This is a genomic window from Microlunatus antarcticus (genome assembly GCF_014193425.1).
Lineage (GTDB): Bacteria > Actinomycetota > Actinomycetes > Propionibacteriales > Propionibacteriaceae > Microlunatus > Microlunatus antarcticus.
The window spans coordinates 1-23,743 of record NZ_JACHZG010000007.1 but is presented as its reverse complement, the minus strand read 5'-3'; the positions used below and the strand labels follow the sequence as shown (position 1 = coordinate 23,743).

Sequence of the window (23,743 nt, the reverse complement as noted above, 5' to 3'; positions counted from 1 at the left end):
GCCGACCGCTAGGGTTCGTGGCGATGGAAATCGTGATCCTGCCCTCGGCGGCCGAGGTCGGCCTGCTGGCCGCCCGGAAGATCTCCCAGCTGGTGACGCGCAAGCCGGACGCCGTGCTCGGCCTGGCCACCGGCTCGTCGCCGCTGGCCATCTACGCGGCCCTCGCCGCCCACGTCCGCGACGGGTCGCTCGACACGAGCCGGGTCTCCGGCTTCGCGCTCGACGAGTACGTGGGGATCCCGGCCGAGCACCCGGAGTCGTACGCGGCGGTGATCCACCGCGAGGTCACCGTCCCGCTGCGTCTCGACCCCGCTCGGGTCCAGGTGCCCGACGGCCGCGCCGCCGACGTCGAGCAGGCGTGCGAGCGCTACGAGGAGGCCATCCGCGCCGCCGGCGGGGTCGACCTGCAGATCCTCGGCATCGGGGCCAACGGGCACGTCGGCTTCAACGAGCCCACCTCGTCCTTCGCCTCGCGGACCCGCATCAAGACCCTCACCGAGCGCACCCGGGCCGACAACGCCCGCTTCTTCGACACCCCCGACGAGGTCCCGACCCACTGCCTGACGCAGGGCCTCGGCACGATCTCCGAGGCGCGCGAGCTGCTGCTCGTGGCCCAGGGCCCGCAGAAGGCGGCGGCGGTCGCGGCCGCGGTCGAGGGCCCCGTGACGAGCATGTGCCCGGCGTCGATCCTGCAGCACCACCGACGCGTGACCTTGGTGGTCGACGAGGCGGCGGCGGCCGACCTGAAGCTCGCCGACTACTACCGCTGGACGTACGCCAACAAGCCGGCCTGGCAGCAGCTCTAGCCCGGCCCCCGCTCGCCGCGTCAGCCGCCGAGGGCCCCGACCGGGTCGAGCAGCACGCGCTGCCAGACCGTCTCGGCCGCGCCCAGGAGCACGGCGTCGTCGCCGAGCTCGGGCAGCACCAGCCTGACCTGCTCCGCCGGCGCGGTCAGGGCGCCGGCCAGCATGGCGCGCCGCACCTCCCCCGACACCCGCGGGTAGACCTCGCGCAGCAGGCCGCCGAGCACGATGAGCCGGGGGTTGAAGACGTTCACCACGACGGCGAGCCCGGCCCCGAGGTGGTACGCGACCTTGTCCAGCCGGGCGGCCAGGTCGGTGCGGGGGGCGTGCAGCGCGGCGACGAGCGTGCGGCGCGAGACGTCCGGGCCCAGCCCGAGCGCCCGGGTCAGCGCGTCCCGGCCGATCTCGGTCTCCCAGCACCCGTACGAGCCGCAGCGGCAGCGACGCCCGGCCGGGCCCGCGACCGCGATGTGGCCCAGCTCGCCCGCGTAGCCGCCGGCCCCGACCAGGGGGCGGCCGTCGATGATCACGCCGCTGCCCACGCCGACCTCGCCCTCGACGAAGACGACGTCGCCCCACCCACGCGCCACGCCACGCAGGTGCTCGGCCAGGGCGCCGGCGTCGCCGTCGTTGAGGACCTGGACGTCGGTCCCGGGCAGGCGCTCGGCCAGCATCGCGCCCAGGCCGACGTCGCGCCAGCGCAGGTTGGGGGCGAAACGGACGTCCCCGTCGTCGTGGCGGACCACCCCCGGGACCGCGACGCCGAGGCCCACGACCCGGCCTGGGGCGTCGGCGAGGAGGCCCCGTACGACGCCCGCGAGCAGGTCGGCCGTGGCCTGCGGGTCACGGTCGGTGAGGAGTCGGCTCTCCCGGCGCAGCACCGTCCCGCCGAGCCCGACGAGGGCGACCTCGACCTGGTCGATCCGGACCTCGGCGGCGAGCACCTGGGTCCCGAGCGGGCACGGACGGACCACCGGCGAGGGACGCCCCCGGCCCGCCGGGACCGTGGATGTCCCGGCCACGGCCTGCTCGACCAGGCCGAGGCGGCCGAGCTCGCCCACCAGCCCGGCCACCGTGCTGCGCGTCAGCCGGAGCCGTTCGGTCAGGTCCGCCCGCCGCATCGGTCCGTCGAGGTGGAGGTGCCGCAGCATCACGGCGAGGTTCGTCCGCCGCACGTCGGGCGATCCGGCGAGGGTCTCCCGGGTGCTCACCGGCCGAAGGCTAACGGCCCGAGGCCGCCGCTCGTCGTCGTGAGATCGCGTCCACGCTGGCCGCCAGGAGGAGCACCAGACCGGTCACGATGTACTGGATCTCCGCCCGCTGGGTGATCAGGGGCAGGCCGTTCTGGATGACCGCGATCACCAGCCCGCCGATGATGGCGTCGATGATCCGGCCCTTGCCGCCGAAGAGCGACGTGCCGCCGATGACCGCCGCGCCGACGGCGAGCAGCAGGGTCGAGGCCCCACCGGTCGAGGGGGACACCGAGTTGGCCCGCGAGACCAGCAGGATGCCGCCGAAGGCCGCCAGCCCGGAGCTGATCATGAAGCAGGCGATCTTGACCCGGTTGACGTTGATGCCGGCCCGTCGCGCCGCCTCGGCGTTGCCGCCGACGGCGTAGACGTGCTGGCCGAAGCGGGTCCGCTTGAGCACGAAGCTCAGGACGACGACGAACACGACGGCGATCGGCACGATCAGGGGCACGCCCTTGAGCGACTTGATGGCCGGGTTGACCGCGCGCTCGAGGTTGAAGAAGTACACGAGCAGCCCCAGCAGCACGGCGAGCACGGCGACGCGGAGCCCGGGGATGAGCGGCGAGGGCGACGGCAGGCCGGCCTTGGTGCGGCGTCGCCGTCCGAGGAGCTCGACGGCGGCGGCGCCGAGGACCACGACCAGCCACATGATCCAGCCGAGGGCGGGAGGCATGTTGCTGTTCATCAGCGACAGGACGAACGGGTCACGCACCGGCACCGTCCCGCCGGTGCCGATCACGGTGAGCAGCACGCCCTGCAGGGCCAGGAAGGCCGACAGCGTGACGACGAACGACGGGATCCCGAGCCTGGCCACCAGGAGCCCGATCAGGAGCCCGATCACCACCCCGACCACGAGCGCGGCGAGCAGCGCGACCGGCCAGGGGTAGCCCTTCAGGGTGAGGAGCACGGCGAGCGTCCCGCCGCTGACGCCGGCGGTGTAGCCGGCCGAGAGGTCGATCTCGCCGAGGAGCAGCACGAAGACCAGGCCCATGGCGATGAAGATGACCGCGGCGCTCTGGTTCAGCAGGTTCGCCCAGTTGAGCTTGGTGGCGAACTGGTCGGGCTTCAGGATCGTGAACAGCACCACGAGGAAGATGAACCCGGCGATGGCCGGCAGCGAGCCGACGTCGCCCCCGCGGACGCGGACGAGGTACTCGTGGGCCGCGCTGTTGAGGGTCGCCCGCTCGGGAGCGTCCTCCGTCGACGGGGCGGGCTGCTGGGTGGTGGCGCTCATCGCAGCACCTCTCTGTCGGCGGGGAGACCGAGCTCGCCGCTGCGGCCGGTCGTGATCAGCTCGACGATCTGCCCGGTGGTGACGTCGCTCGCGCGCACGGTGGCGACGAGCTGCCCGAGGTAGAGCGCGGCGACGGAGTCGGCGACCTGCTTGACGTCGTTCATGTTGTGCGAGATGAGGATGACGGCCAGGCCGCTGTCGGCCAGCCAGCGTACGAGGTTGAGGACCTGCTCGGTCTGGGCGACGCCCAGCGCCGCCGTGGGCTCGTCCAGGATGACGAGCTTGCTGTTCCAGAGCACGGCCCGCGCGATCGCGACCGTCTGGCGCTGCCCGCCCGAGAGCCGGGACACCGAGGTGCGGACCGACTTCAGCGTCCGGACGGACAGGCTCTTCAGCGTCTCCTGCGCCCGTCGCTCCATCGTGGTCTCGTCCATGACGATGCCGCTCGTCTCCTCGCGGCCGAGGAACATGTTGTGGACCACGTCGAGGTTGTCGCACAGCGCGAGGTCCTGGTAGACGACCTCGATCCCGAGGTCGCTGGCGGCCTTCGGCGAGGTGACGCTCACCTCCCGGCCCTCGAAGAGGTACGTGCCGCCGTCGAAGGTGTACGTGCCGGCGATGCCCTTGACCAGGGTCGACTTGCCGGCGCCGTTGTCGCCGACCAGCGCGGTGACCTGGCCGAGGTAGCAGTCGAGGTCGATGCCCTTGAGGACGTCCACCGCCCCGAAGCTCTTCGTGATGCCCCGCAGGCTGAGCAGCGCCTGCTGCCCGTCCTGCGGGCTGACCGTTCCGGTCGTCATCGGTTCTCCTGGATGTCTGAGGTGGTGAGACGGGCCTGGCCGCCCCGCCTCACGAGGAGGCGAGGCGGCCAGGAGGTGGTGCTGAGGGGTCAGGAGATGCCGGCGGTGGCGCAGGCCTTCTTCAGCGCAGCGGTCGTGCAGACCTTGGCGGACGTGGTGTAGCCGTCGTCGATCACGGCCTTGACGTTGTCCTTGGTGATGGCCAGCGGGTCGAGCAGGATCGCCTTCTTGCTCGTACCCGCCTTGGGGTCGTCGAAGGTCTGCGTGGCGAGCGCGTCGGCGCCGGCCACGTCGCCCTTGGCGAGCGCGATGCCGAGCTTCGCCGCGGCGTCCGCCTCCTTGGCGACCGCCTTGTAGACGGTGTTGCACTGGGTGCCGAGCAGGATGCGCTGCAGGCCCTCGTCGGTGGCGTCCTGGCCGCTCACCGGGACCTTGCCCTGGAGGCCGTTGCGCGTGAGCACCGAGACCACGGCGCCGCCGAGGCCGTCGTTGGCCGCGGCCACGGCGTCGATCTTGCCGTTCTGCTTGGTGTAGATCTGCTCGAAGAGCTGGCCGCCCGTGTCGTTGTTCCAGTCCGGGACGGCCTGGTCGGCGACGACGTTGAAGCCCGCGTCGCGGATGACCTTGTCGTAGCCCTGCTTGAACAGCGTGGCGTTGTTGTCGGTCGGGGAGCCGTTCAGCTCGACGACGTTGGCCGTGGTCTTGCCGTCGGCCTTGATGCAGCTGACGAGGCCGTCGCCGATGGCCGTGCCGACCTTGACGTTGTCGAAGGACACGTAGTACTTCGCGCCGCCGCCGAGGTTGGCGCGGTCGTAGTCGATGACGGGGATGCCCGCGTCGGTCGCCTTCTTGATCACCGCGTTGCCCGAGTCGGGGTCGATGCTGGTCATGATGATGGCCTTGTCGCCGGCGCTGATCATGCCGTCGGCGATGGTCTGGAACTGGGTGGCGTCGCCCTGGGCGTTCTGGATGTCGGCCTGGACGCCGGCGTCGGCGAAGGCCTTGGTGAAGAACGGCCGGTCGGCGTTCTCCCAGCGGGCCGACGACTGCGTGTCGGGCAGGATCACGCCGATCTTGCCGGTCACGGCCGCGGCGGAGCCCGACGCCGCGGGCTGGGCGCTCGAGCCGCCCCCGCCGCAGCCGGCGAGCGTGAGGGCCGCGGCGGCGGCGAGCGTGCCGAGGCCGAGGAGGTGCTTCTTCATGGGTAGGACCTTTCGCGGGCCGGTCATCGTGCCGGCCCAGAGGGCGCGCCCCCACCGGGTGCGCTGGACGTGCCCGTCGTGCCCTCGCGCGTGCCCTCGTACGCCTCGAGGAACAGCTCCTCGGTGGGCGGGGGCACGGACCGCATCGACGTTGACGGGTTTATGTAGTGAGCGAGAACTTAACAGCCCTATGGGCCCGCGGTCCGCCTCCGGGCGTCACGTCTTGATAACTTTGTCGAAAGGTTTCGCAGCAGCCGGGAGCGTTCCCATGTCGCGAGGCCTCCGGGGGGCCGACGGTCAGGCCCTGGGCCCCCCGACGGCGACCCGGACGGGCTCGGCGTCGCGCAGCCGCCCGTTGACCGCATCCGGCTCCAGGGAACGGGCGACGGCCAGCAGCGCCGCACCGGTGGCCCCGCTGCGTTCTCCGCCGCGCCCCTCGACCACGCGCAGGTCGTTCGTCGCGAGCGGCGGTGAGCAGGAGTAGACGGACTCGCGGACGCCGGTCAGGAGGTGGTGGCTGCTCAGGCTCCCGCCGACGACGACGATGCTCGGGTTGAGCAGGCTCACGGCGTACGCGATCGCCCGCCCGAGCGTGCGGCCGGCGGCGCGCAGCAGGTTCACGGCCTCGGGGGTGCCGCCCCGCACGAGGTCCATGGCCTCGCGCGTGCTGCTCACGTCGAAGCCCGCGGCCCGCAGGTCCCGCACGATGCTCCAGCCGGCGGCGAGCGACTCGACGCACCCGGTGGCCCCGCAACGGCACAGCGGACCGTCGTCGGGGCTGAGCCGGAGGTGCCCGATGTCCCCGGCCGCGCCCCGGGCACCGCGGAACAGCCCGCCCGCGCTGATGATCGCGCTCCCGATCCCGGTGCCGGCCTTGACGTAGAGCAGGTCGTCGAAGGAGCGCCAGTCCTGCCGGTGCTCGGCGTACCCGCGGGCGTTGACGTCGTTCTCCACCACGGTGGGCACGTCGAACGTCTGGCGGACCAGCTCCTCGATGTCGTAGCCCTCCCACCCCGTCATCACCGAGGGGGAGGCGACCCGGCCCCGCGCGTGGTCGACGAGGGCCGGGAGCGACAGCCCGACGCCGAGCAGGTGGTGCGGCGAGCGGTCGGCCTCGTCGAGCAGCCGCCGGCCGGTGGTCGTGACCCAGCCGAGGACGGCGACGGCCCCGGCGCTGACCGGCATCGAGCCCAGCCGCTCGGCGACGACCCGGCCGGTCAGGTCGGTGAGCAGCAGCCGGACGTGGTCCTCGCCCACGTCCGCGGCCAGGACGACGTAGCGCCGTGTGTCGAGGGCGAGCACCCGCGACGGCCGACCGCCCGACGGCTTGGCCAGCTCGCCCTCGTCGATCAGCCCGGCGCGGAAGAGCGTCTCGAGGCGTTCGCCCATGGTGGCCCGCGACAACCCGGTGTGCCGGGCCAGGGCGCCGCGGGTCCGCGCCTCGCCCGAGGCGATGAGTCCGAGCACCTCGCCGGCGCTGGTGCCGACCGTCAGTCGCGCCATGCTGCCTCCTCCACGACCGACCGTTTACCCCGCTCGAGGACGGTCAGCCCTCGGCCCACTTAGGCCAACTACTAGACATAAGTCCTACACCCCTGTATGAATGCCGACTAAACACCACGTGGAGGTACACATGCAACGACGCTCGTTCCCCCGTCGGCTCGGTCTGGTCCCGGCGACCCTGATCGCCGCCACCACCCTCGTCCTGGCCGGGTGCAGCGGCTCCGCCACCCCCGGCGCGACCGGCTCCGGCTCGTCCGCCGCCGGCGGCGACAAGGAGGTCGCGGTCACGCTCATCACCAAGGACTCGATCAACCCCTTCTGGATCGCCATGCAGAACGGCGCCAAGCAGGCGTCCGAGGCCAACAACGTCAAGCTGACGATCGCGGCGGGCAAGGAGGACGGCGACGAGGCCGGCCAGGTCGAGGCCATCGAGGCCGCCGTGGTTCGCGGGGACCAGGGCATCCTGATCACCCCGAACGGCCCGGGCATCAACACCGCGATCACCAACGCGCGTCAGGCGGGCCTGTTCGTCATCGCCCTCGACACCCCGCCGGAGCCGGCGAACACGGTCGACATCACCTTCGCGACGGACAACTTCGCGGCGGGCGAGGCCATCGGCAAGTGGACCGCCGCACAGCTCGACGGCAAGAAGGCCACGATCGCGCTGCTCGACGCCTTCAACGACAAGGTCATCTCCGTCGACTACAACCGCGACCAGGGCTTCCTGACCGGGATGGGCATCGACACCAAGGACAAGACCAAGAACGGCGACGAGGACAAGACCGGCAAGTACACCGGCGGCAAGGGCGGCGACTACGAGATCGTCTGCAACGAGCCCACCAAGGGCGCCCAGGACGGCGGCAAGTCGGCGATGGAGGCCTGCCTGTCCAAGAGCGGCGACATCGACACCGTCTACACGCTGAACGAGCCCGGTGCGGCCGGTGCGGCGGACGCCCTCAAGGCGGCCGGCAAGAGCGCGCTCATCGTCTCCGTCGACGGCGGCTGCCAGGGGGTCGAGAACGTGCAGAACGGCACCATCGGCGCGACCTCGCAGCAGTACCCGCTGAAGATGGCCCAGCTCGGCGTCGAGGCGATCGCCAAGATCGCCCGGGGCGGCGAGAAGCCGGCCGTGACGCCGGGGCTCGACTTCTACGACACCGGGGTCCAGCTGGTGACCGACAAGAAGGTCGACGGGCTCGACAGCATCGACACCACCGAGGGCCTCAAGCTCTGCTGGGGCGAGAAGTAGGACCGACCCCGAGGGCCGGGGACGGGCGCGAGCCCGTCCTCGGCCCTTCGGCTTGTCCGGGGCAGGAACCACCCGCCCGACCCAGGTTGCGTCTTCAGACCGGTGCGGGCTGTTTGCGCGTCCCGGGTGTGCGTGGGTCCGCGTCTTCAGACCGGTGCGGGAGGCGTACGCATCGCGCCCCGACCAGCCACCGCAACCCCGTACCGGTCTGAAGACGTGGCTGAACACGCACGATCGGTCATCGTGTCCCCGCACCGGTCTGAAGACGGGTCAGGGCGCGATGCCTCGAGCGGGATGCGGCTCAGCCGGGCGGCACGCCCTCAGCGGTGCCGGCTGGCCTGGCCGGCCTGACCGAACACGCGCATCCGCTCGGCCACCAGCTGCTGCATCGCCACCCGGCCGCGACGCTCGTAGAGCGCCGGGTCGACGTTGATGCCGTCCTCGTCGAGATAGCTGCGGACCGCGGCGGCGAAGGCCATGTGCGAGTCCATCCCCTGGTTGATCTTGCGCACGCCGAGCTTGGTCGAGCGGGCCTTCTCCGACTCGGGCACCCCCCACGACTCCGGGAGCGTCCCGCCGTGCGCGTTGATCACCTCGCGGAGGTCGGCGGGCAGCGACGACGACCCGTGCATCACCAGGTGCGTGTCGGGCACCCGGGCGGCGATCGCCGAGATCAGGTCCATGTGCAGCACCGTGCCGTCCGGCGGGCTGGAGAACTTGTACGCCCCGTGCGACGTGCCGATCGCCACGGCGAGCGCGTCGACACCGGTGCTCTCGACGAACTGCGCCGCCTCGTCGGGGTCGGCCAGCACGATCTCCTTGTGCACCCCGCCGTCCTCGGAGCCGCCGATCGTGCCCAGCTCGCCCTCGACGGACACCCCGTGCGCGGCCGCGTACGCGGTCACCCGTGCCGTGACGGCGACGTTCTCCGCGAAGGTCGCGTGGGTGACGCGGTCCTCGGCGAGGCTGCCGTCGATCATGACGCTGGTGAAGCCGGCGTCGATCGCTCGGACGCAGTCGTCGTAGCTCGGGCCGTGGTCGAGGTGGAGCACGACCGGGACGTCGGGGTAGCGCGCGATCGTCGTCCGCATCGCGTCCCAGAAGAGCTCGTCGGAGCCGTGGGCCGACGCGCCGACGATGGTCTGCACGATGACCGGCGAGTCGGTCTCCCGCGCCGCTTCCAGCACCGCCTCGACCTGCACCAGGTCGGTGACGTTGAAGGCCCCCACCCCGTAGCCGCCGTCCTTCGCCGCGTCGAGCGCTGCCCGCAGGGTGATCAGTGCCATGGTTCCTCGTCCGTCCGTCCTGACGTCGTCGGCGGGCCGGGAGCCAGTGCTCTGGCGTCCGTTGTCTGACAACGGTGGACAGACTAGAGGACGGCGCTGCTAGGGTCCGCGGATGGCCCTGGTTCCGCCGACCCTGCTGGGTCTCGACCTCGGCACCTCGGCGGTCAAGGCCACGCTGGTCGGGCTGGACGGCTCCCGCGTGGCCGGGCGCTCGGTGCGGTCACCCTTCGCGCCGACCCCGGGAGCCACGACCGGGACGAGCGTCGACGCCCTCCTCGGGTCCGTCCGTACGCTGCTGGCCGACCTGGCGCCGTGGCTGCCCGGGGTCGTCGGGGTCGGGGTGGCGGGTCTCGGCGAGTCGGGGGGCTGGGTCGGCGTCGACGGCGTCGACGGCGTCGCCGACGTGCCGATGCTGGCCTGGCACGACCCGTACGGACAGGCCACCGCCGACCGGCTGGTCGCCGCGCTGGGCCAGGCCGAGCTGGTGCGGCGCACCGGGCGGCGCGCCCGTTCCTGGACGACCCTGAGCAAGATCGGCTGGTTGGCCGGGCGGGGGGTCCGCCCGACGGGGCGCTGGACCGGGGCGGCGGGCCTGGTCGTCTGGATGCTGACCGGGTCGGTCGCGCAGGAGCCGTCGCTCGCCGCCACCAGCGGCGCCTTCGACCCGACCACCGGCCGTTACGACGACGACCTGCTCGCCCTCGTCGGGGTCGACGTCGAGTGGGCGCCGGTCGTCCCGGCCGGGATCCCGGTGGGCACCGTGACCCGGGCGGCCGCCGCGAGCACGGGGCTGCCGGGCGGCGTGCCCGTGACGATCGCCGGGCACGACCACCCGGTGAGCGTGGTCGGCTCGGGCGCGCGGCCGGAGATGGTGACCGACTCCATGGGTACGGGCGAGCCGCTCCTCGTCGGGTGGGACGCCGCCCGGCCGGCTCCGCCGCTCGACGAGATGCCGGGGCACCTCACGGTGACCGGCTGGCCGGGACGGCCCACGCTGATGCTGCTGTGGGAGCACCTGCGTCCGGGGCGGGGGCTGGAGAACCTCGCCGGGCTGCTGCAGGTCCCGCGCGAGGAGCTGGAGCGGCTGGCGCAGGACCGGCCGCAGCACCGTCCGCTCGATGCGGCCGCCCTCCTCGGGCTCGAGGACGGCCTGGTCGGCCCGGACGACCTGCGTCCGGACCTGTGGCACGACCCCGGCCAGGCCTGGGCCGACGCCCTCGACGGCTACGCCGAGCAGGCGGCCGCCGGCGAGGCGAGGCTCCGGTGGCTGAGCGGCGCCGACCAGCCCACCCTGCTGACCGGCGGTGGAACCCGCTCGCCCCGCTGGGTGCGGGCGAAGCGGGACCGGGCGACCCACGGCCTGCTGGTGGTGGACGACCCCGAGTCCGTGGCGCGCGGCGCGGCGCTGCTGGCCGGGGTGGCCGCGGGGACCTGGCCCGCCGACCGGCTTCCCTCGACCCTGCCGGGCAGTCCGTGAGCGGGCGGCGCCGGCCGACCCGCCTCCTGGACGTGGCGGAGCACGCCGGCGTCTCGGCGAAGACGGTCTCCCGGGTGCTGAACGACGAGGTCTACGTCAGCGCCGAGACGCGCGAGCGCGTGCTGGCGTCGGTGCGGGAGCTCGGCTACGTCGGCGACGCCGCGGCGATCGGGCTGCGGACCCGACGCTCGGGCTTCGTCGGGCTGATCATCCCCGACGTCCGCAACGGGTTCTTCGGGCTGCTGACGCGCGCGATCGAGGAGCGGCTCACCCCGGCCAGCCCGGCCCTGCTGCTCGGCGACTCGGACGAGGACGTGGACCAGGAGGAGCGCTACCTGCGGCTGTTCCGCCAGCAGCGCGTCGACGGGCTGATCGTCCTGCCCTGCGGGGCGCCGAGCCTGCCCGACGCGGTGTCCGAGATCCCCACGGTCGTCCTCGACCGGACCGTCCCCTCCGTCCGGGGCATCGCCGACCACGTGCTGCCCGCCAACCGCCGGGCGGCCGAGGTCCTCGTCGGGCACATGGTGGGCCACCACCGGCTGGAACGGGTCGCCCTCGTCGCCGGGGACCGGTCGATCTCCAACATCGGGGACCGGCAGAACGGCTACCGCCGCGTGGTGCGGGCGGCCGGGCTGCGACCTCACGTCACCGACGGCCACACCACCCCGGACGAGGCGGCGGCCGGGGCGTACGCGCTGTTCCGGACGCTCGAACCCCCGTTCGGGGTGTTCACGACCAACAACCGCATGTTCTGGGGGGCCCTCGCGGCCATCGAGTCGCTCGGCCTGACCGTTCCTCGCGACGTCGTGGTCACCACGATCGACTCGATCGGGGAGGCCACCGTCACCGGGCTGCGCCCCACGCAAGCGGTGGTCCCGGTGGCGACGGTCGCCAGCCGCACGATGCAGCTCCTCGCCGAGCGGACGCTGGACCCGACGCTGCCGCCCCGGCGGGTCAGCGTCGACCTCGACGTCGAGTACGGCACCACCTGCGGCTGCGTCCCCCTCACGGGCTCGCCGCTGATGGTCGGGTCTATGCCGACGCCCTGAGCGCGTACGCCAGGACCCGTTCCTGCAGCCGGAGGAACGTCGCCTCGTCGACCGCGTGCCCGGTGTGCCGCAGGGCCAGGACGGCGGCGCCGACCAGGCCGTCGGGCACCGGAACGACCGGGGTCTCCCCGGCCGGGGGCACGAGGTCGGCGGCCAGAGACTCCGGTGCGCCGAGGATGCCGCGGACGACGACGCTGCCGCCCACGACCACCGGCCCGGCCAGCTCGGGCACCCGGACGGCGTCGACCAGGTCGGCCAGCGCCCGCGACGCGGCGACCACGATCGACCGGGCCGCCGGGTCGTTCGGCACCGCGAACGCGAGCGGGGCGAGCTCGGCCAGCGCGACCGGGCGGCGGGCGTACACCGAGGACACGAGCTGGCGGACGAGCGCCGCCCGGGCGACGGGGTCCTCGGGGTCGGCCGTCCGCATGTCGATGCCCAGCGCCGCCAGCACGAGCGGCGTGAGCGCGGTGGGCGGGGCCTGCCCGTCGAGCGCGGCGACCACCGCGCGCGCCACCCGCCGCCCGATCCAGAAGCCGCCACCCGCGTCGCCCAGCAGCCAGCCGCGCCCGCCGACGACCGCCGCGAGGCCGCCCCCGACGACCCGGGCGGCCACGGTGCCGGTGCCCGCGATCAGCGCGTAGCCGTCGGGCGCCGGCGTGCCCGAGCAGTACAGCGCGAGCAGGTCGTGCTCGAGCACCACGCGCGTCACCCCGTACGCGGCGAGCCGCTCGGTGACCTCGGTGCGGAAGGCGTCGGTCTGCTCCCCGGCCATCGCGACGACGGCCACCTCGGCCGACCCGGCCGTCCGCAGGGCCACGCCTGCGGCCGCGCCGATCGACTCGGCGGCCGGGCCGATGCCGGCCGCGGTCGGGTTGCCGGCCGGTCCTCGTCCGTAGCCGAGGACGTCCCCGGCCGGGGTCAGGGCGACCGCCCGGGTGCTGGTGCCGCCCGCGTCGAGGGCGAGCAGCGTCATCGGGCGACCACCGCGGAGCTCATCCCGCGATTCTCGCCGGTCGACCCAGCACTACGGTCGCTGCATGTCCTCCGACGCTCTGGCCCTGGTCCCCCGCCCCACCTCGGTGCACCAGCAGGACGGCACCTACGTGCTGCCGACCGATCTGGCCGTCGACGCCTCGCCCGCCTGGGCGGCCGTCGCCCGGCGGCTGCTGGGACCCGGCACCGGGCTGGACCTGCCGCTCGCCGCGGACGGGGCGCTGCGCCTCGTCGAGGACCCCGCGCTGACGGAGGAGGCCTACCGGCTCGACGTGACGGCGACCGGGATCACGATCACCGCCGCCACGGAGCAGGGCGTGAACTGGGCGGTCCAGACGCTGCGCCAGCTGCTCCCGCCCGACGTGCTGCGCGCGGCGCCGAGCGGGGTCGCGCTGACCGTCCCGCTGGTGTCGGTCGCCGACGAGCCGCGCTTCGGCTGGCGCGGGGTGATGGTCGACGTCGGGCGCCACTTCCTGCCGCTGTCCGACCTCTTCCGCGTCGTCGACCTGCTGGCGCTGCACAAGTACAACGTGCTCCACCTGCACCTGACCGAGGACCAGGGTTGGCGCTTCCCGAGCGCCGCGCACCCCCGGCTGCAGACGGTCGCGAGCTGGCGCACCGAGACCCGCAAGCAGTGGGACGCCCAGGGCGACGGCACCCCGCACGGCGGCTTCTACACCCTCGACCAGCTGCGCGCGGTCGTCGCGTACGCCGGGCAGCGCGGCCTCACCGTCGTCCCCGAGATCGACCTGCCCGGGCACGCGCTGGCGCTGCTGGCGGCCTACCCCGAGCTCGGCAACCACCCGGAGACCGGCTACGCACCGGCCACCGGCTTCGGCGTCTTCGACGAGACGCTGAACCTGACCGACGAGACGGTGGACGTCGTCCTCGGCCTGTTCGGCGAGCTGCTCGAGGTGTTCCCCAGCCGCTACGTGCACGTCGGCGGCGACGAGGCCCCGCGCACGGAGTGGCTGGCCAGCCCGGCGGCGCAGGCCCTGGCCGCCGAGCGCGGCCTCGCCGACGCGACGCACCTGCAGCGGTGGTTCACGGAGCGACTGCGCGACTTCCTCGCCGAGCGCGGCCGCCAGCTGGTCGGGTGGGACGAGATCTGCGACGAGGGCCCGCTCCCGGGGGCCGTCGCCATGGCCTGGCGCGGCGCCGAGCACGGGGTCGCGGCCGCCGAGGCCGGGCTCGACGTCGTGATGGCGCCCTTCAGCCACACGTACCTCGACTTCTACCCCGGCGAGGGCGACGAGGAGCAGTACGCGATCGGCGGGCTCACCACCACCGAGACGGTCTACGGCTTCGAGCCGCTCGAGGGCATGACCCCGGAGTGCACCTCCCGCGTGCTCGGGACCCAGTGCCAGCTCTGGACCGAGTACGTGCCGACGATGCGGCGGGCCGAGTACATGCTCTTCCCCCGCGCCTGCGCGCACAGCGAGGTCGCCTGGTCCGACGCGGCGGGACGTTCCTGGGCGGAGTTCCAGCCGCGGCTGGCGGGGCACCTCGCCCGCCTCGACGCGCTCGGCGTGAACTTCCGCCCCGAGGCCGGACCGCACCCGTGGCAGCAGGGCGGCACCGGCACGCTGCGGCGCCCGCCCGAGCAGCCGCGCCGCCGGGCGTACTGACGGGTACGGGTGCGCCGCAGGGAAACGCTCCCTGAGCTTGTCGAAGGGCCCGGAACGGGTTGGCTCCACGAGAAAGAAGCCAACCTCTACGAGGCCCTTCGACAAGCTCAGGGAGCGTTTCCCGTTCTGCTCTTCAACAGGCTCAGGGAGCGTTCGTCCGGTGCCGACCGCAAAGGAAGGACGCAGCGACGAGGAGATGGTGGGGGCGAGGTTCGTAGCCCGCCCCTCGCTCCGCGTCTGCTCGCTCTTGGTGAGTTTGCGCGAGTTCGAACCCGCGCAGACTCACCCAAGGCGAGCGGACGCAGGTCGTACGACGAGTGGCCGGCCTGCGTCCTCGTACGACGAACGAAAGCTCCGCCCCTCCCGCAGGAGGGGCGGCGCGTTCGCGTCGAGGCCTAGGTGCCGACCTTCTTCAGGTTGAAGATCCAGCCGATGGAGGCGCCGGTCCACCCGGGCGGGGCGTACGGGTTCTTCTCGTCGGGGAAGTTCGACCAGTTCGACGAGTTGTACTCGTAGAACTCGTTCGGCCGGTACATCAGCGGGATGACGGGGATGCCCTCGCGGTAGATCGCGTCGAGCTTGCCGTAGATCTCCTTGAGCGCGGCGTCGTCCGGTGCCGAGCCCACGCTGTCGAGCAGGCCCGCCACGTCCGGGTGCGAGAAGCGGGTGAAGTTCGAGAACGCCGTCTTGCCGATCGGCGCGATGCCCCGGTCGTCCAGGACGTCGCGGAACCGCGTCCACGGGCTGGCCACGCTGACGCCCGAGGCGTTCCAGCAGGCGAGCTCGAAGTTGCCGTTCTGGATCATCGTCGTGACCTGCGGTGCCTGCGGGAACTTCGTCTTGACGTCGATCCCGACCGCCTTGCACGACTTGGCGACGATCTCGAGCGCGGTGTTCCAGTCGCTCCAGCCGGTCGGCGTGATGGCCTCCCAGGGACCGAGCCGGGTCCCGTCCGGCAGCGAGTAGATCCCGTCGTCGCCCTTCGTGCAGCCGAGCTCGCCCTCGAGGATGGCGACGGCCTTGGCCGGGTCGTACGACCAGCCCGCCGCGTCGACGCCGGCCTGGTCGAAGAACTTGCCCTCCGCGCCGCTCGGCAGCATGAGGCTCGCCTTCGCGGGGTCGGAGTAGTCCGACATCGCGGTGCTGGCGATGGTGGGGTAGTCGATCGCGTGGGCGATCGCCAGCCGCACCTTCGGGTTGTCGAGGCCCTTCACCGAGCTGTTGACCTCGAGCAGCGGCAGGTTGCCCGCCAGGTAGTACGGCTTGTCCTTGAGCCAGGTGCCGACCGGCTTGCCCTTCTCCCACATGGTCCAGATCTGCGCGGTGAAGGTCTGCGCGGCGTCGAGCTCGCCGGCCTCGAGCTTGAGGTCGGAGTCGTTGTTGCTCTTGAAGATCGGGTGGTTGATCGTCGTCATGGCCGGCGTGCCGAAGACGGCCTTGCCCCAGTAGCCGTCGAACCGCTTGAGGTTGATCTGGGTCTGGTCGTACTTGTCCAGGGTGAAGGGGCCGCTGCCCACCGGCTTCAGGTTGGCGTCGCTCGCCGCCTTGTCGCCCAGCGGGGCGAAGACGTGCTGCGGGACGATGAAGGCGTTGGCGATGGCGTCCTTGACCGAGCCCGGGTTGAAGGGCTTCTGCTTCAGGGTGAAGCGCACCGTCCGCGCGTCCGTGGCCTCGACCGACTCGAGGTAGGTCCACACGCTCGAGTAGTGGACCGTCATCTTCTTGGCCAGCTCGAAGGTGAAGACGACGTCCGCGGCGGTCAGCTCGGTGCCGTCGCTCCACCTCGTGCCGTCCTGCAGCGGCAGCACCAAGGTCGAGGGGTCGGGCGTCTGCAGCTCCTTGGCCAGACCCGGCTTCAGGGAGCCGTCGAGCAGGTCGAAGCGCAGCAGCGACTCGTAGAGCAGCTGCATGTGCCCGACGTTGGTCGGGAAGGCCGGGGTCGCGCCGAGCGGGTTGAAGCTGGTCGGGACCCCCGACTGGACGAAGACGAAGAGGGTCTCGCCCGCCGCGCCGGCCCGGCCCGTGGCGGCCCCGTTGTTGCTGCTGCTCGGGGTCTGCGCCGTCCCGCACCCGGTGGCGCCCAGGCCGAGGGCGGCAGCCCCCAGGGCCAGACCAGTCGTACCAAGGAAGCGGCGGCGTGTCGGCCGGAAGGCCTCGACGGGGTCGCGGTCGGAGTCGGTTTGTCCACGGCTCATGGGAAGTCCCTCCCGAGATGGCTCCTGGCGAGCCCACGTCGTTAGTCGGAGACCATATGCCCCAGAACCAGGATGGTGACCCGTGACACACGTCACAAGAGATTGGTCTAATCGTTAGCAGATTGGTCACATCGGGTCTGGCGTCCACGCGGTCGGCTGTGCCACGGTGTCCGTCACAGCAGCGGCGGGGGACGCACCCGCCAGCAGGACGTGATCGCCGGGGGCGCCCCGCGAAGGCCCACGAAGGTGGCTGCATGTCCCCGGAGATGTCCCTCGACCCGACCGCAGAGCCGGCCCGGCCCGCCCCGGGTGCGGTCCTCACCGTGCAGGTGGGCGGGCCGAAGCCGTACACCTGGCTCGGCCGCGAGGTCGTGACGAGCATCTTCAAGGACCCCGTCGCCGGACCGGTGCCGGTGCGCGGGCACAACCTCGCGGGCGACGACCAGTCCGACCGCAAGAGCCACGGCGGCGCCGACAAGGCCGTCTACGCGTACGCCCGGGAGGACCTGGACTGGTGGGAGGCCGAGCTCGGCCACGCGCTGCCGAACGGCCTGTTCGGGGAGAACCTCACCACCGCCGGCCTCGACCTCACCAACGCCGTCATCGGCCAGACCTGGCGGGTCGGGACGGCCCTCCTGCAGGTGACCGAGCCGCGCACGCCGTGCTGGAAGCTCGGGCTGAAGATGGGCGACCCCGGCTTCCCGCGTCGCGCGGCGGCGTCGCGCCGTCCGGGGGTGCTGCTGCGGATCCTCGAGGAGGGCGTGCTGCAGGCGGGTGACACGATCACGCTCGGCGCGCCGCCGGCGCACGGCGTGACCGCCGCCGACATCAACCGGATCTACTACCGCGAGGTGAAGGAGCTGACGGCCATCTTCGAGACCCCCGAGCTGGCCGCGCACTGGCGCACCTGGGCCGAGCACCGCACGGTCTGGCACGAGGAGGACACGCGCGTGGGGCGGGACCGTCCCGCCGCGGTCGAGGTCGCGAGCAGCTGACATGGGCCTCACGCGCTACCTCGGCCGACGGGTGCTCTGGTTCCTCGGCACGCTCGTCGTGGCCCTGCTGCTCAACTTCTTCCTGCCGCGGCTGATCCCCGGCAACCCGGTCGACTCGATCGTCAGCAACCTGTCCCGCGGCGGCGGGGTCGGCGGCGACCAGCTCCGGATGATCTACGAGAACTACAACCGCGAGTTCGGCCTCGACAAGCCGGTGTGGGAGCAGTTCTTCATCTACCTGAGCCACCTCGTGCACGGGGACCTCGGCACGTCCTTCGCCCAGTACCCGGCCTCGGTCAACACCCTCGTCGGCCAGGCGCTGCCGTGGAGCGTCGTCCTCCAGGTGCCCGCGATCCTCATCGGCTGGGTCGTGGGGAACGTTCTCGGTGCGGTCGCCGCGTTCCGCGGCGGCTGGTTCGACCGCGGGGCGTTCGTCACCTCGCTGTTCGCGACCTCGATCCCGTACTACTGCCTGGCCATCCTGCTGCTCTTCATCGTGGGCGTGCAGATGGGCATCCTGCCGATCGGCGGGGCGTACTCGTTCGGGCTCAGCCCCGAGCTCACCCTCACGTTCTTCGGCGACGCCATCACCTACTTCTGGCTGCCGTTCTGGTCCCTGGTCGTCGTGTTCATCGGCGGCCAGGCGGTCGGCATGCGCTCGATGGCCATCTACGAGCTCGGCGCCGACTACGTCAACTACGGCCGGGGCCTCGGGCTGAGCGACAACCGGATCACCCGGTACGTCTTCCGCAACGCGATGCTGCCCCAGGTCACCGGCCTGGCGCTGTCGATCAGCGGCCTGGTCGGCGGTGCCCTCGTCACGGAGCTCGTGTTCTCCTACCCGGGTGTCGGGACGCTGCTGTTCAACGCGATCGGCCAGGTCGACTACCCCGTGATCTCCGCCGTGACGCTGATCATCACGATCGCCGTGCTCCTGGCGAACTTCGCCGTCGACATCGTCAACGGCCTGATCGACCCCCGGATCCGCGCCGCACAGGCTGGAGAACGATGAAGACGGTCAACCTGACCCCCCGCTTCTGGGTCGCCGCCGGGCTCGTGGCCTTCACGCTCGTGGTCGGGCTGATCGGCCCGCTCCTCGTCTCGACCGACCCCGACGCCGTGATCGGGGGCCTGTACGACCCGCCGGGCGGTGGGCTGGCGACGCTCCTCGGCACCGACAACGAAGGCCAGAGCGTGCTGGCCAACCTGGTCTACGGCACCCGGACGTCGCTGGTCGTGGGCCTCGTCGCCGGGCTCATCGCCAGCGCCATCGGCCTCGTCCTCGGCCTCGTCGCGGGCTACCAGGGCGGCGTGGTCGACGACGTCATCGCCGGTGTCACGAACGTCGCCCTCGCCATCCCCTCCATCGTGCTGATCATCCTGCTCGGCATCGCGCTCAACAACCGCAGCTCGCTGGCCCTGGCGCTGATCATCGGGATCACCTCGTGGCCCTGGATGGCGCGCTCGATCCGGGCGCAGTCGAGCAGCATCCGCGCGCGCGAGCACATCGACGTGGCCCGGCTGTCGGGGGCGTCGTGGGTCTCGATCCTCGCCCGCGACGTGCTGCCCTACCTCCTCAGCTACGTCGTCATGGCCTTCGTCCTGCAGGTGTCCGGCGCGATCCTGGCCGAGGCGGCGCTGAGCCTGCTCGGGCTCGGTCCGTCCGGCACGACGAGCCTGGGCATGATGCTCTACTGGGCGCTGCAGTGGGGCTCGGTGCGGACCGGCGCCTGGTGGGCGTTCCTGCCGCCGACGGCGATGCTCACGCTGATCGCCTTCTCGCTGCTGCTGCTGCAGTCGAGCCTCGACGAGGTCTTCAACCCCCGGCTGCGGCGGGGTCGCCTGGCCCGCCGCAAGGGCGGCCTGGCGGTCGCGCCGACCGAGGCACCCGTGCCGGTCGGGGCGACGGCGATGGTCGAGACGCCCGTCCACGCGGTCACCGGAGGTGGCCGTTGACCAGGCTGCTCGACGCCGAGAACCTGCGCGCGGCGTACCGCACGCCCGACGGCCGTCAGGTCTTCGCCGTCGACGGCGTCAGCGTCCACCTCGACGAGGGCGAGGTGCTCGGTGTCGCGGGGGAGTCCGGCTGCGGCAAGTCGACCCTCGGCGCGATCCTGTCGCTCACCACCCGCCCCCCGCTGCACGTCGAGAGCGGCACCCTCGAGATCGACGGGCAGCGCCAGGAGCTGGGCGCCCGCAGCAAGATCCCGCGCACCTGGCGGGGCTCGGTCGTCTCCCTGCTGCCGCAGGGCGCGATGAGCTCGATCAGCCCGACCATGCGGGTGCGCGACCTCGTCGTCGACGTCGTCCGCGCGCACGACCGCAGCGTCAAGCCCGACGAGGCGCTGGACCGGGCCCGGGACCGGCTGCGGTCGCTGGACCTGCCCGTCCGGGTCCTCGACTCCTACCCCCACCAGCTCTCGGGCGGCATGAAGCAGCGCACGGTCACGGTCATCTCGACCCTGCTGAACCCGCGGCTGCTGATCGCCGACGAACCGACCTCCGCCCTCGACGTGTCGTCGCAGAAGGCCCTGATCGAGATGCTGCTGCACATGCTGGAGCAGAAGATCATGGGCGGCGTCGTCTTCGTCACCCACGACCTCCCGGTGCTGCGCACGGTGAGCGACCGGATCGCGATCATGTACGCGGGCAAGATCGTCGAGGTGGGCGACGCGGCCTCGATCACCGACGCACCCCGCCACCCCTACTCCGCGGCCCTGCTCGGCGCCGTGCTGGTGCCCGAGCCGCGCTTCCGCTCGATGCGCGTGAACGGCATCCCCGGCTCGCCGCCCAGCCTGGCGAACCCCCCGTCGGGCTGCCGGTTCCACCCGCGCTGCGGGGTCGCGTACGACGAGTGCGCGACGACCGAGCCGCCGCACGTCGGGGGCGACCTGCGCTACTCCGCGTGCTTCTGGGCGGCCAAGCACCCCGGGGAGCCCGTGCCCCTCGCGGCGGTGACTGCGTGAGCGGGGACGACGTCTTCGTCGCGCAGGGCGTGTCGAAGACGTTCGGCCACGGCCGGGACGCGGTCGAGGCGGTCAAGGACGTCTCCTTCTCCCTGGCCGAGAACGAGGTCGTCACGGTCGTGGGGGAGAGCGGCTCGGGCAAGTCGACGCTGGCCCGGATGGTCCTGGGGCTGACGCCGGTGACGTCGGGGTCCATGACCTTCCGCGGCGCCGACGTGACGCGGATGCGCGGCCGCGCCCGGACCGCGTACTGGAAGGACGTGCAGGCGGTCTTCCAGGACCCGTTCTCGGCCTTCAACCAGTTCTTCACCGTGCGTCGGCTGCTGGCCCGTTCGAGCCGGCTGCTCGACCGGGCGGTCGGCCAGGAGCGGCTGGAGGAGTCGCTCGGCCACGTCGGGCTCGACCCCGCCGACGTGCTCGACCGCTTCCCGCACGAGCTGTCCGGCGGTCAGCGGCAGCGCGTGATGATCGCGCGGGCCCTGATGATGCGGCCCAAGCTGCTGGTCGCCGACGAGGCCACCTCCATGCTCGACGCGTCGCTCCGGGTCAACGTGCTCAACGTGCTCACCGACCTGCGCGACCAGCTCGGGATGACCGTCCTCTTCATCACCCACGACATCGGCCAGGCCTGCTACGTCGCCGACCGGGTGCTGGTCATGGAGCACGGGGTCATGGTCGAGCAGGGGCCCGCGGAGGACGTCATCTTCGCGCCGTGGCACGAGTACACCCGGCGGCTGCTGAGCGACGTCCCCCGCCTCCACCCCGCACCCGACGAACGGCCCGCCTGACCGCGTTGCGGTTGTGTTGCGGTCGCGTGGCGACATGGCCAGGTGGTTGCCCGTGGCTGAACCGCGCGTTAACGTGAGAGCGAATTTCAGTCTTCGGGGAAGTTGGCGATACTCATTCTCACGTCGGAGCGGGCCGCGCAGACGCGCGAGCAGTCACGGGCGGTCGTCGACCGCATCGTGGCGCTGCAGCCCGACATGCCCGCCGCGCTCGCCCGCGTCGCCGACTACCTGATCCTGCACCCCCAGGCGCCGCTGACCCTGTCGATCGGCGAGCTGGCCGAGCAGGCCGGGACGTCCGCCGCGAGCGTCACGCGATTCTGCCGGATGGTCGGCTACGCCGGCTACGTCGAGCTGCGGGTGGGGATCGCCACCGACGTCGGCCGCAGCACGGCCCGGGAGTCGTGGGCCAACGAGATCGGCCGCGAGTTCGGTCCTGACGACACCCCCGAGGAGCTGCTCGCGCGCCTCATCGGCAGCCACACGCGGTCGCTGCGCGAGGCGACGTCCGCGATCGACCTCGGCGTGATGAGCGAGGTGTCGGGCCGGATCGCGCGCAGCCGGCAGGTCGACGTGTACGGGGTGGGCGGCAGCGCGATGCTGGCCGAGGAGCTCCAGGGCCGGCTCTACCGGGTCGGGGTCACGGCCTTCGCCTGGGCCGACGCGCACCTCGGGCTGGTGAGCGCCGCCATCCAGGACGCCGGCACGGTCGCCATCGGCATCTCGACGACGGGCCGCACCGAGGAGACGATCGAGATGCTGGCGGAGGCGGGCCGCGCGGGCGCCTTCACCGTCGCCATCACGAACAACCCCGGGTCGCCGCTCGACGAGCTCGCCGACCGGAGCATCGTCACCTCGGTCTACGAGCGGGCGCTGCAGCCCGACGACCTCTCGGCCAAGCACGGCCAGCTGCTCGTGCTGGACCTGCTCTACCTCCTGGTCGCCCAGGAGGACTTCGACCGCTCGAGCGACAAGCTCGCGGCCTCCGCCCTGGCCGTGGCCTCCCACCGCCGACCCCGGCGGCACACGTGACCGACCTCCGCCCGACCACCGGCGCTGCCGGCCCGAAGACCGACCCGAACACCGACGCAAGGAACGCGATGGACTTCTCCCAGGCCGTGCACGACTTCTCGACCCAGGTGAGCACCCGGCTCGACCAGATCACCGCGCTCGCCGCGAACGGTGGCCTCGACGCCGCCGTGGAGCTGATGACCACCACGATCGAGTCCGGCGGCGTGATCCACGCCTTCGGCACCGGCCACTCCGAGGCGTTCGCCATGGAGATCGCCGGGCGCGCGGGTGGCCTCATCCCCACGAACAAGATCGCCCTGCGCGACCTCGTCCTGCGCGGGACCCTCGGGGCCGACCAGCTCGGCGGGTCGAGCCTCGAGCGCAACCCGGACAACGTGACGGAGCTGTGGGAGCTGTCCGGCATCCAGCCCGGCGACCTGCTGATGATCGCGTCCAACTCCGGCGTGAACGGCTCGATCGTGGGCCTGGCGCTGCTGGCGAAGGAGCACGGCATCCCGCTGGTCGTCGTGACCTCGCTGGAGCACACCATGGCCGTCCCGCTCAAGCACCCGAGCGGCAAGCGGCTGTCCGACGTCGGCGACGTCGTCATCGACAACCTCGCCCCGTACGGCGACGCGACGCTGGAGCTCTCCGGCGGCGTCCCGGTCGGCGCGGTCTCCTCGATCACCGCGGCGTACATCGCCCAGCTGCTCACCATCGGCGTCTCGGAGCGCATCTCCGCCGACGGACGCCGGCCCCCGCTGTACCTCTCCGCGAACATCCCCGGCGGCGACGAGCACAACTCGGCGCTCGAGCAGCTCTACGCCGGCCGCATCCACCGCGGCACCTGATCCGTACGACCGTCCAGGCCAGCACGACCCGACCCACCACCACGCACCCGGAGGAACTCAGATGACCACCTCGCTCTCGTCCCTGCACAGGCGGGACTTCCTGCGCGGCGGCCTCGCCGCCGCCGCCCTCGCCGCCACCGGGCTCGCCGGCTGCGCCGCCTCGGGCACCGGCCCGGACCCCGCCACCAGCTCGGCGGCCGGCCCGACCAGCGCCGAGAACCCCTTCGGCCTGGCCGCGAATAGCTCCACCGAGGCCGTCATCTTCAAGGGCGGCTACGGCATCGAGTACGCCGAGTTCGCGGGCAAGGCGATGCAGACCAAGCAGGCCGGCTCGACGATCAAGGTCGACGCCGCCACGAACATCGCCCAGACCCTGCAGCCGCGCTTCGTCGCCGGCAACCCGCCGGACGTCATCGACAACTCCGGCGCCGGGCTGATCGCCATCAACACGATCCGCGACCAG

The 23,743-nt window shown here is 72.4% G+C and carries 21 protein-coding genes; 13 read left to right on the top strand and 8 right to left on the bottom strand.

Features of this window, described 5'->3' with window-relative positions; translation table 11 throughout:
• Nucleotides 1–23: 23 nt before the first annotated feature.
• Nucleotides 24–806, top strand: a complete 783-nt coding sequence (gene nagB, locus FHX39_RS19475; RefSeq protein WP_183342356.1) for a glucosamine-6-phosphate deaminase — start codon at nucleotides 24–26, stop codon at nucleotides 804–806.
• Between the two features lie 20 nt (nucleotides 807–826).
• Here nagB and FHX39_RS19470 read toward each other — a convergent pair whose 3' ends face one another.
• The 5 genes from FHX39_RS19470 to FHX39_RS19450 form a co-directional block, all read right to left on the bottom strand.
• Complete coding sequence (locus FHX39_RS19470) at nucleotides 827–2,014, bottom strand: ROK family protein (RefSeq protein ID WP_198424073.1); 1,188 nt, start codon at nucleotides 2,012–2,014, stop codon at nucleotides 827–829.
• A gap of 10 nt (nucleotides 2,015–2,024) precedes the next feature.
• Nucleotides 2,025–3,287 (bottom strand): sugar ABC transporter permease, encoded by a 1,263-nt coding sequence (locus tag FHX39_RS19465; protein WP_183342354.1) that lies wholly within the window; start codon nucleotides 3,285–3,287, stop codon nucleotides 2,025–2,027.
• Complete coding sequence (locus tag FHX39_RS19460) at nucleotides 3,284–4,087, bottom strand: ATP-binding cassette domain-containing protein (protein WP_183342352.1); 804 nt, start codon at nucleotides 4,085–4,087, stop codon at nucleotides 3,284–3,286. The genes FHX39_RS19465 and FHX39_RS19460 overlap by 4 nt, the downstream gene beginning before the upstream one ends.
• An 89-nt stretch (nucleotides 4,088–4,176) precedes the next feature.
• A complete protein-coding gene (locus FHX39_RS19455; protein WP_183342350.1) occupies nucleotides 4,177–5,289 on the bottom strand; it encodes a sugar ABC transporter substrate-binding protein in 1,113 nt (370 codons plus the stop codon).
• A gap of 297 nt (nucleotides 5,290–5,586) precedes the next feature.
• A complete protein-coding gene (locus FHX39_RS19450; protein WP_183342348.1) occupies nucleotides 5,587–6,792 on the bottom strand; it encodes an ROK family transcriptional regulator in 1,206 nt (401 codons plus the stop codon).
• Between the two features lie 130 nt (nucleotides 6,793–6,922).
• Between FHX39_RS19450 and FHX39_RS19445 the strand changes: the two genes are divergently transcribed.
• Nucleotides 6,923–8,041, top strand: a complete 1,119-nt coding sequence (locus tag FHX39_RS19445) for a substrate-binding domain-containing protein (RefSeq protein WP_183342346.1) — start codon at nucleotides 6,923–6,925, stop codon at nucleotides 8,039–8,041.
• A gap of 320 nt (nucleotides 8,042–8,361) precedes the next feature.
• Here the strand turns inward: FHX39_RS19445 and FHX39_RS19440 are convergent, their stop codons facing one another.
• Entirely contained in the window at nucleotides 8,362–9,327 is a 966-nt protein-coding gene (locus FHX39_RS19440) for a ketose-bisphosphate aldolase (RefSeq protein ID WP_183342344.1), read from the bottom strand.
• A gap of 112 nt (nucleotides 9,328–9,439) precedes the next feature.
• Here FHX39_RS19440 and FHX39_RS19435 point away from each other — a divergent pair, with 112 nt between their 5' ends.
• Together FHX39_RS19435 and FHX39_RS19430 are read left to right on the top strand one after the other, a co-directional pair.
• On the top strand, nucleotides 9,440–10,804 hold the full coding sequence (locus tag FHX39_RS19435) for an FGGY family carbohydrate kinase (protein ID WP_183342342.1): 1,365 nt from the start codon (nucleotides 9,440–9,442) through the stop codon (nucleotides 10,802–10,804).
• A 32-nt stretch (nucleotides 10,805–10,836) separates the two neighbouring features.
• Nucleotides 10,837–11,853 (top strand): LacI family DNA-binding transcriptional regulator, encoded by a 1,017-nt coding sequence (locus FHX39_RS19430; protein WP_332836992.1) that lies wholly within the window; start codon nucleotides 10,837–10,839, stop codon nucleotides 11,851–11,853.
• On the opposite strand, the gene FHX39_RS19425 is transcribed toward FHX39_RS19430, so the two are convergent.
• Nucleotides 11,837–12,829, bottom strand: coding sequence for an N-acetylglucosamine kinase (locus tag FHX39_RS19425; RefSeq protein WP_183342338.1), 993 nt, complete (start codon nucleotides 12,827–12,829; stop codon nucleotides 11,837–11,839). The two genes, FHX39_RS19430 and FHX39_RS19425, sit on opposite strands and share 17 nt — an antisense overlap.
• A gap of 64 nt (nucleotides 12,830–12,893) precedes the next feature.
• Between FHX39_RS19425 and FHX39_RS19420 the strand changes: the two genes are divergently transcribed.
• On the top strand, nucleotides 12,894–14,477 hold the full coding sequence (locus tag FHX39_RS19420; RefSeq protein WP_183342335.1) for a beta-N-acetylhexosaminidase: 1,584 nt from the start codon (nucleotides 12,894–12,896) through the stop codon (nucleotides 14,475–14,477).
• A gap of 395 nt (nucleotides 14,478–14,872) precedes the next feature.
• Here FHX39_RS19420 and FHX39_RS19415 read toward each other — a convergent pair whose 3' ends face one another.
• On the bottom strand, nucleotides 14,873–16,672 hold the full coding sequence (locus tag FHX39_RS19415) for an ABC transporter substrate-binding protein (protein WP_183342333.1): 1,800 nt from the start codon (nucleotides 16,670–16,672) through the stop codon (nucleotides 14,873–14,875).
• Between the two features lie 254 nt (nucleotides 16,673–16,926).
• On the opposite strand from FHX39_RS19415, the gene FHX39_RS19410 reads away from it, so the two are divergent.
• The 8 genes from FHX39_RS19410 to FHX39_RS19375 all read left to right on the top strand — a co-directional run.
• Nucleotides 16,927–17,667, top strand: a complete 741-nt coding sequence (locus tag FHX39_RS19410; protein WP_198424072.1) for an MOSC domain-containing protein — start codon at nucleotides 16,927–16,929, stop codon at nucleotides 17,665–17,667.
• A 1-nt stretch (nucleotide 17,668) separates the two neighbouring features.
• A complete protein-coding gene (locus tag FHX39_RS19405; protein ID WP_183342331.1) occupies nucleotides 17,669–18,679 on the top strand; it encodes an ABC transporter permease in 1,011 nt (336 codons plus the stop codon).
• A complete protein-coding gene (locus FHX39_RS19400) occupies nucleotides 18,676–19,623 on the top strand; it encodes an ABC transporter permease (protein ID WP_183342329.1) in 948 nt (315 codons plus the stop codon). Before FHX39_RS19405 ends, FHX39_RS19400 begins: the two co-directional genes overlap by 4 nt.
• Nucleotides 19,620–20,633 (top strand): ABC transporter ATP-binding protein, encoded by a 1,014-nt coding sequence (locus FHX39_RS19395; RefSeq protein WP_183342327.1) that lies wholly within the window; start codon nucleotides 19,620–19,622, stop codon nucleotides 20,631–20,633. The genes FHX39_RS19400 and FHX39_RS19395 overlap by 4 nt, the downstream gene beginning before the upstream one ends.
• Nucleotides 20,630–21,421 carry an ABC transporter ATP-binding protein gene (locus FHX39_RS19390; RefSeq protein ID WP_183342325.1) on the top strand — a complete coding sequence of 264 codons (792 nt, stop codon included), beginning with the start codon at nucleotides 20,630–20,632 and terminating at the stop codon, nucleotides 21,419–21,421. The genes FHX39_RS19395 and FHX39_RS19390 overlap by 4 nt, the downstream gene beginning before the upstream one ends.
• A 102-nt stretch (nucleotides 21,422–21,523) precedes the next feature.
• Nucleotides 21,524–22,450, top strand: coding sequence for a MurR/RpiR family transcriptional regulator (locus FHX39_RS19385; protein ID WP_198424071.1), 927 nt, complete (start codon nucleotides 21,524–21,526; stop codon nucleotides 22,448–22,450).
• On the top strand, nucleotides 22,447–23,280 hold the full coding sequence (locus FHX39_RS19380; RefSeq protein ID WP_332836991.1) for an SIS domain-containing protein: 834 nt from the start codon (nucleotides 22,447–22,449) through the stop codon (nucleotides 23,278–23,280). Before FHX39_RS19385 ends, FHX39_RS19380 begins: the two co-directional genes overlap by 4 nt.
• 61 nt (nucleotides 23,281–23,341) lie before the next feature.
• A partial coding sequence (locus FHX39_RS19375; protein WP_183342323.1) for a twin-arginine translocation signal domain-containing protein occupies nucleotides 23,342–23,743 on the top strand: 402 nt, incomplete at its 3' end.

Bases quoted from the DNA above. Each gene is read 5' to 3' on its own strand.
- FHX39_RS19425 (WP_183342338.1), bottom strand. From the start codon at position 12,829: ATGACGCTGCTCGCCCTCGACGCGGGCGGCACCAGCACCCGGGCGGTC.
- FHX39_RS19410 (WP_198424072.1), top strand. From the start codon at position 16,927: ATGTCCCCGGAGATGTCCCTCGACCCGACCGCAGAGCCGGCCCGGCCC.
- FHX39_RS19460 (WP_183342352.1), bottom strand. From the start codon at position 4,087: ATGACGACCGGAACGGTCAGCCCGCAGGACGGGCAGCAGGCGCTGCTC.
- FHX39_RS19420 (WP_183342335.1), top strand. From the start codon at position 12,894: ATGTCCTCCGACGCTCTGGCCCTGGTCCCCCGCCCCACCTCGGTGCAC.
- nagB (WP_183342356.1), top strand. From the start codon at position 24: ATGGAAATCGTGATCCTGCCCTCGGCGGCCGAGGTCGGCCTGCTGGCC.
- FHX39_RS19465 (WP_183342354.1), bottom strand. From the start codon at position 3,287: ATGAGCGCCACCACCCAGCAGCCCGCCCCGTCGACGGAGGACGCTCCC.
- FHX39_RS19450 (WP_183342348.1), bottom strand. From the start codon at position 6,792: ATGGCGCGACTGACGGTCGGCACCAGCGCCGGCGAGGTGCTCGGACTC.
- FHX39_RS19415 (WP_183342333.1), bottom strand. From the start codon at position 16,672: ATGAGCCGTGGACAAACCGACTCCGACCGCGACCCCGTCGAGGCCTTC.
- FHX39_RS19440 (WP_183342344.1), bottom strand. From the start codon at position 9,327: ATGGCACTGATCACCCTGCGGGCAGCGCTCGACGCGGCGAAGGACGGC.
- FHX39_RS19445 (WP_183342346.1), top strand. From the start codon at position 6,923: ATGCAACGACGCTCGTTCCCCCGTCGGCTCGGTCTGGTCCCGGCGACC.
- FHX39_RS19405 (WP_183342331.1), top strand. From the start codon at position 17,669: ATGGGCCTCACGCGCTACCTCGGCCGACGGGTGCTCTGGTTCCTCGGC.
- FHX39_RS19400 (WP_183342329.1), top strand. From the start codon at position 18,676: ATGAAGACGGTCAACCTGACCCCCCGCTTCTGGGTCGCCGCCGGGCTC.
- FHX39_RS19435 (WP_183342342.1), top strand. From the start codon at position 9,440: ATGGCCCTGGTTCCGCCGACCCTGCTGGGTCTCGACCTCGGCACCTCG.
- FHX39_RS19455 (WP_183342350.1), bottom strand. From the start codon at position 5,289: ATGAAGAAGCACCTCCTCGGCCTCGGCACGCTCGCCGCCGCCGCGGCC.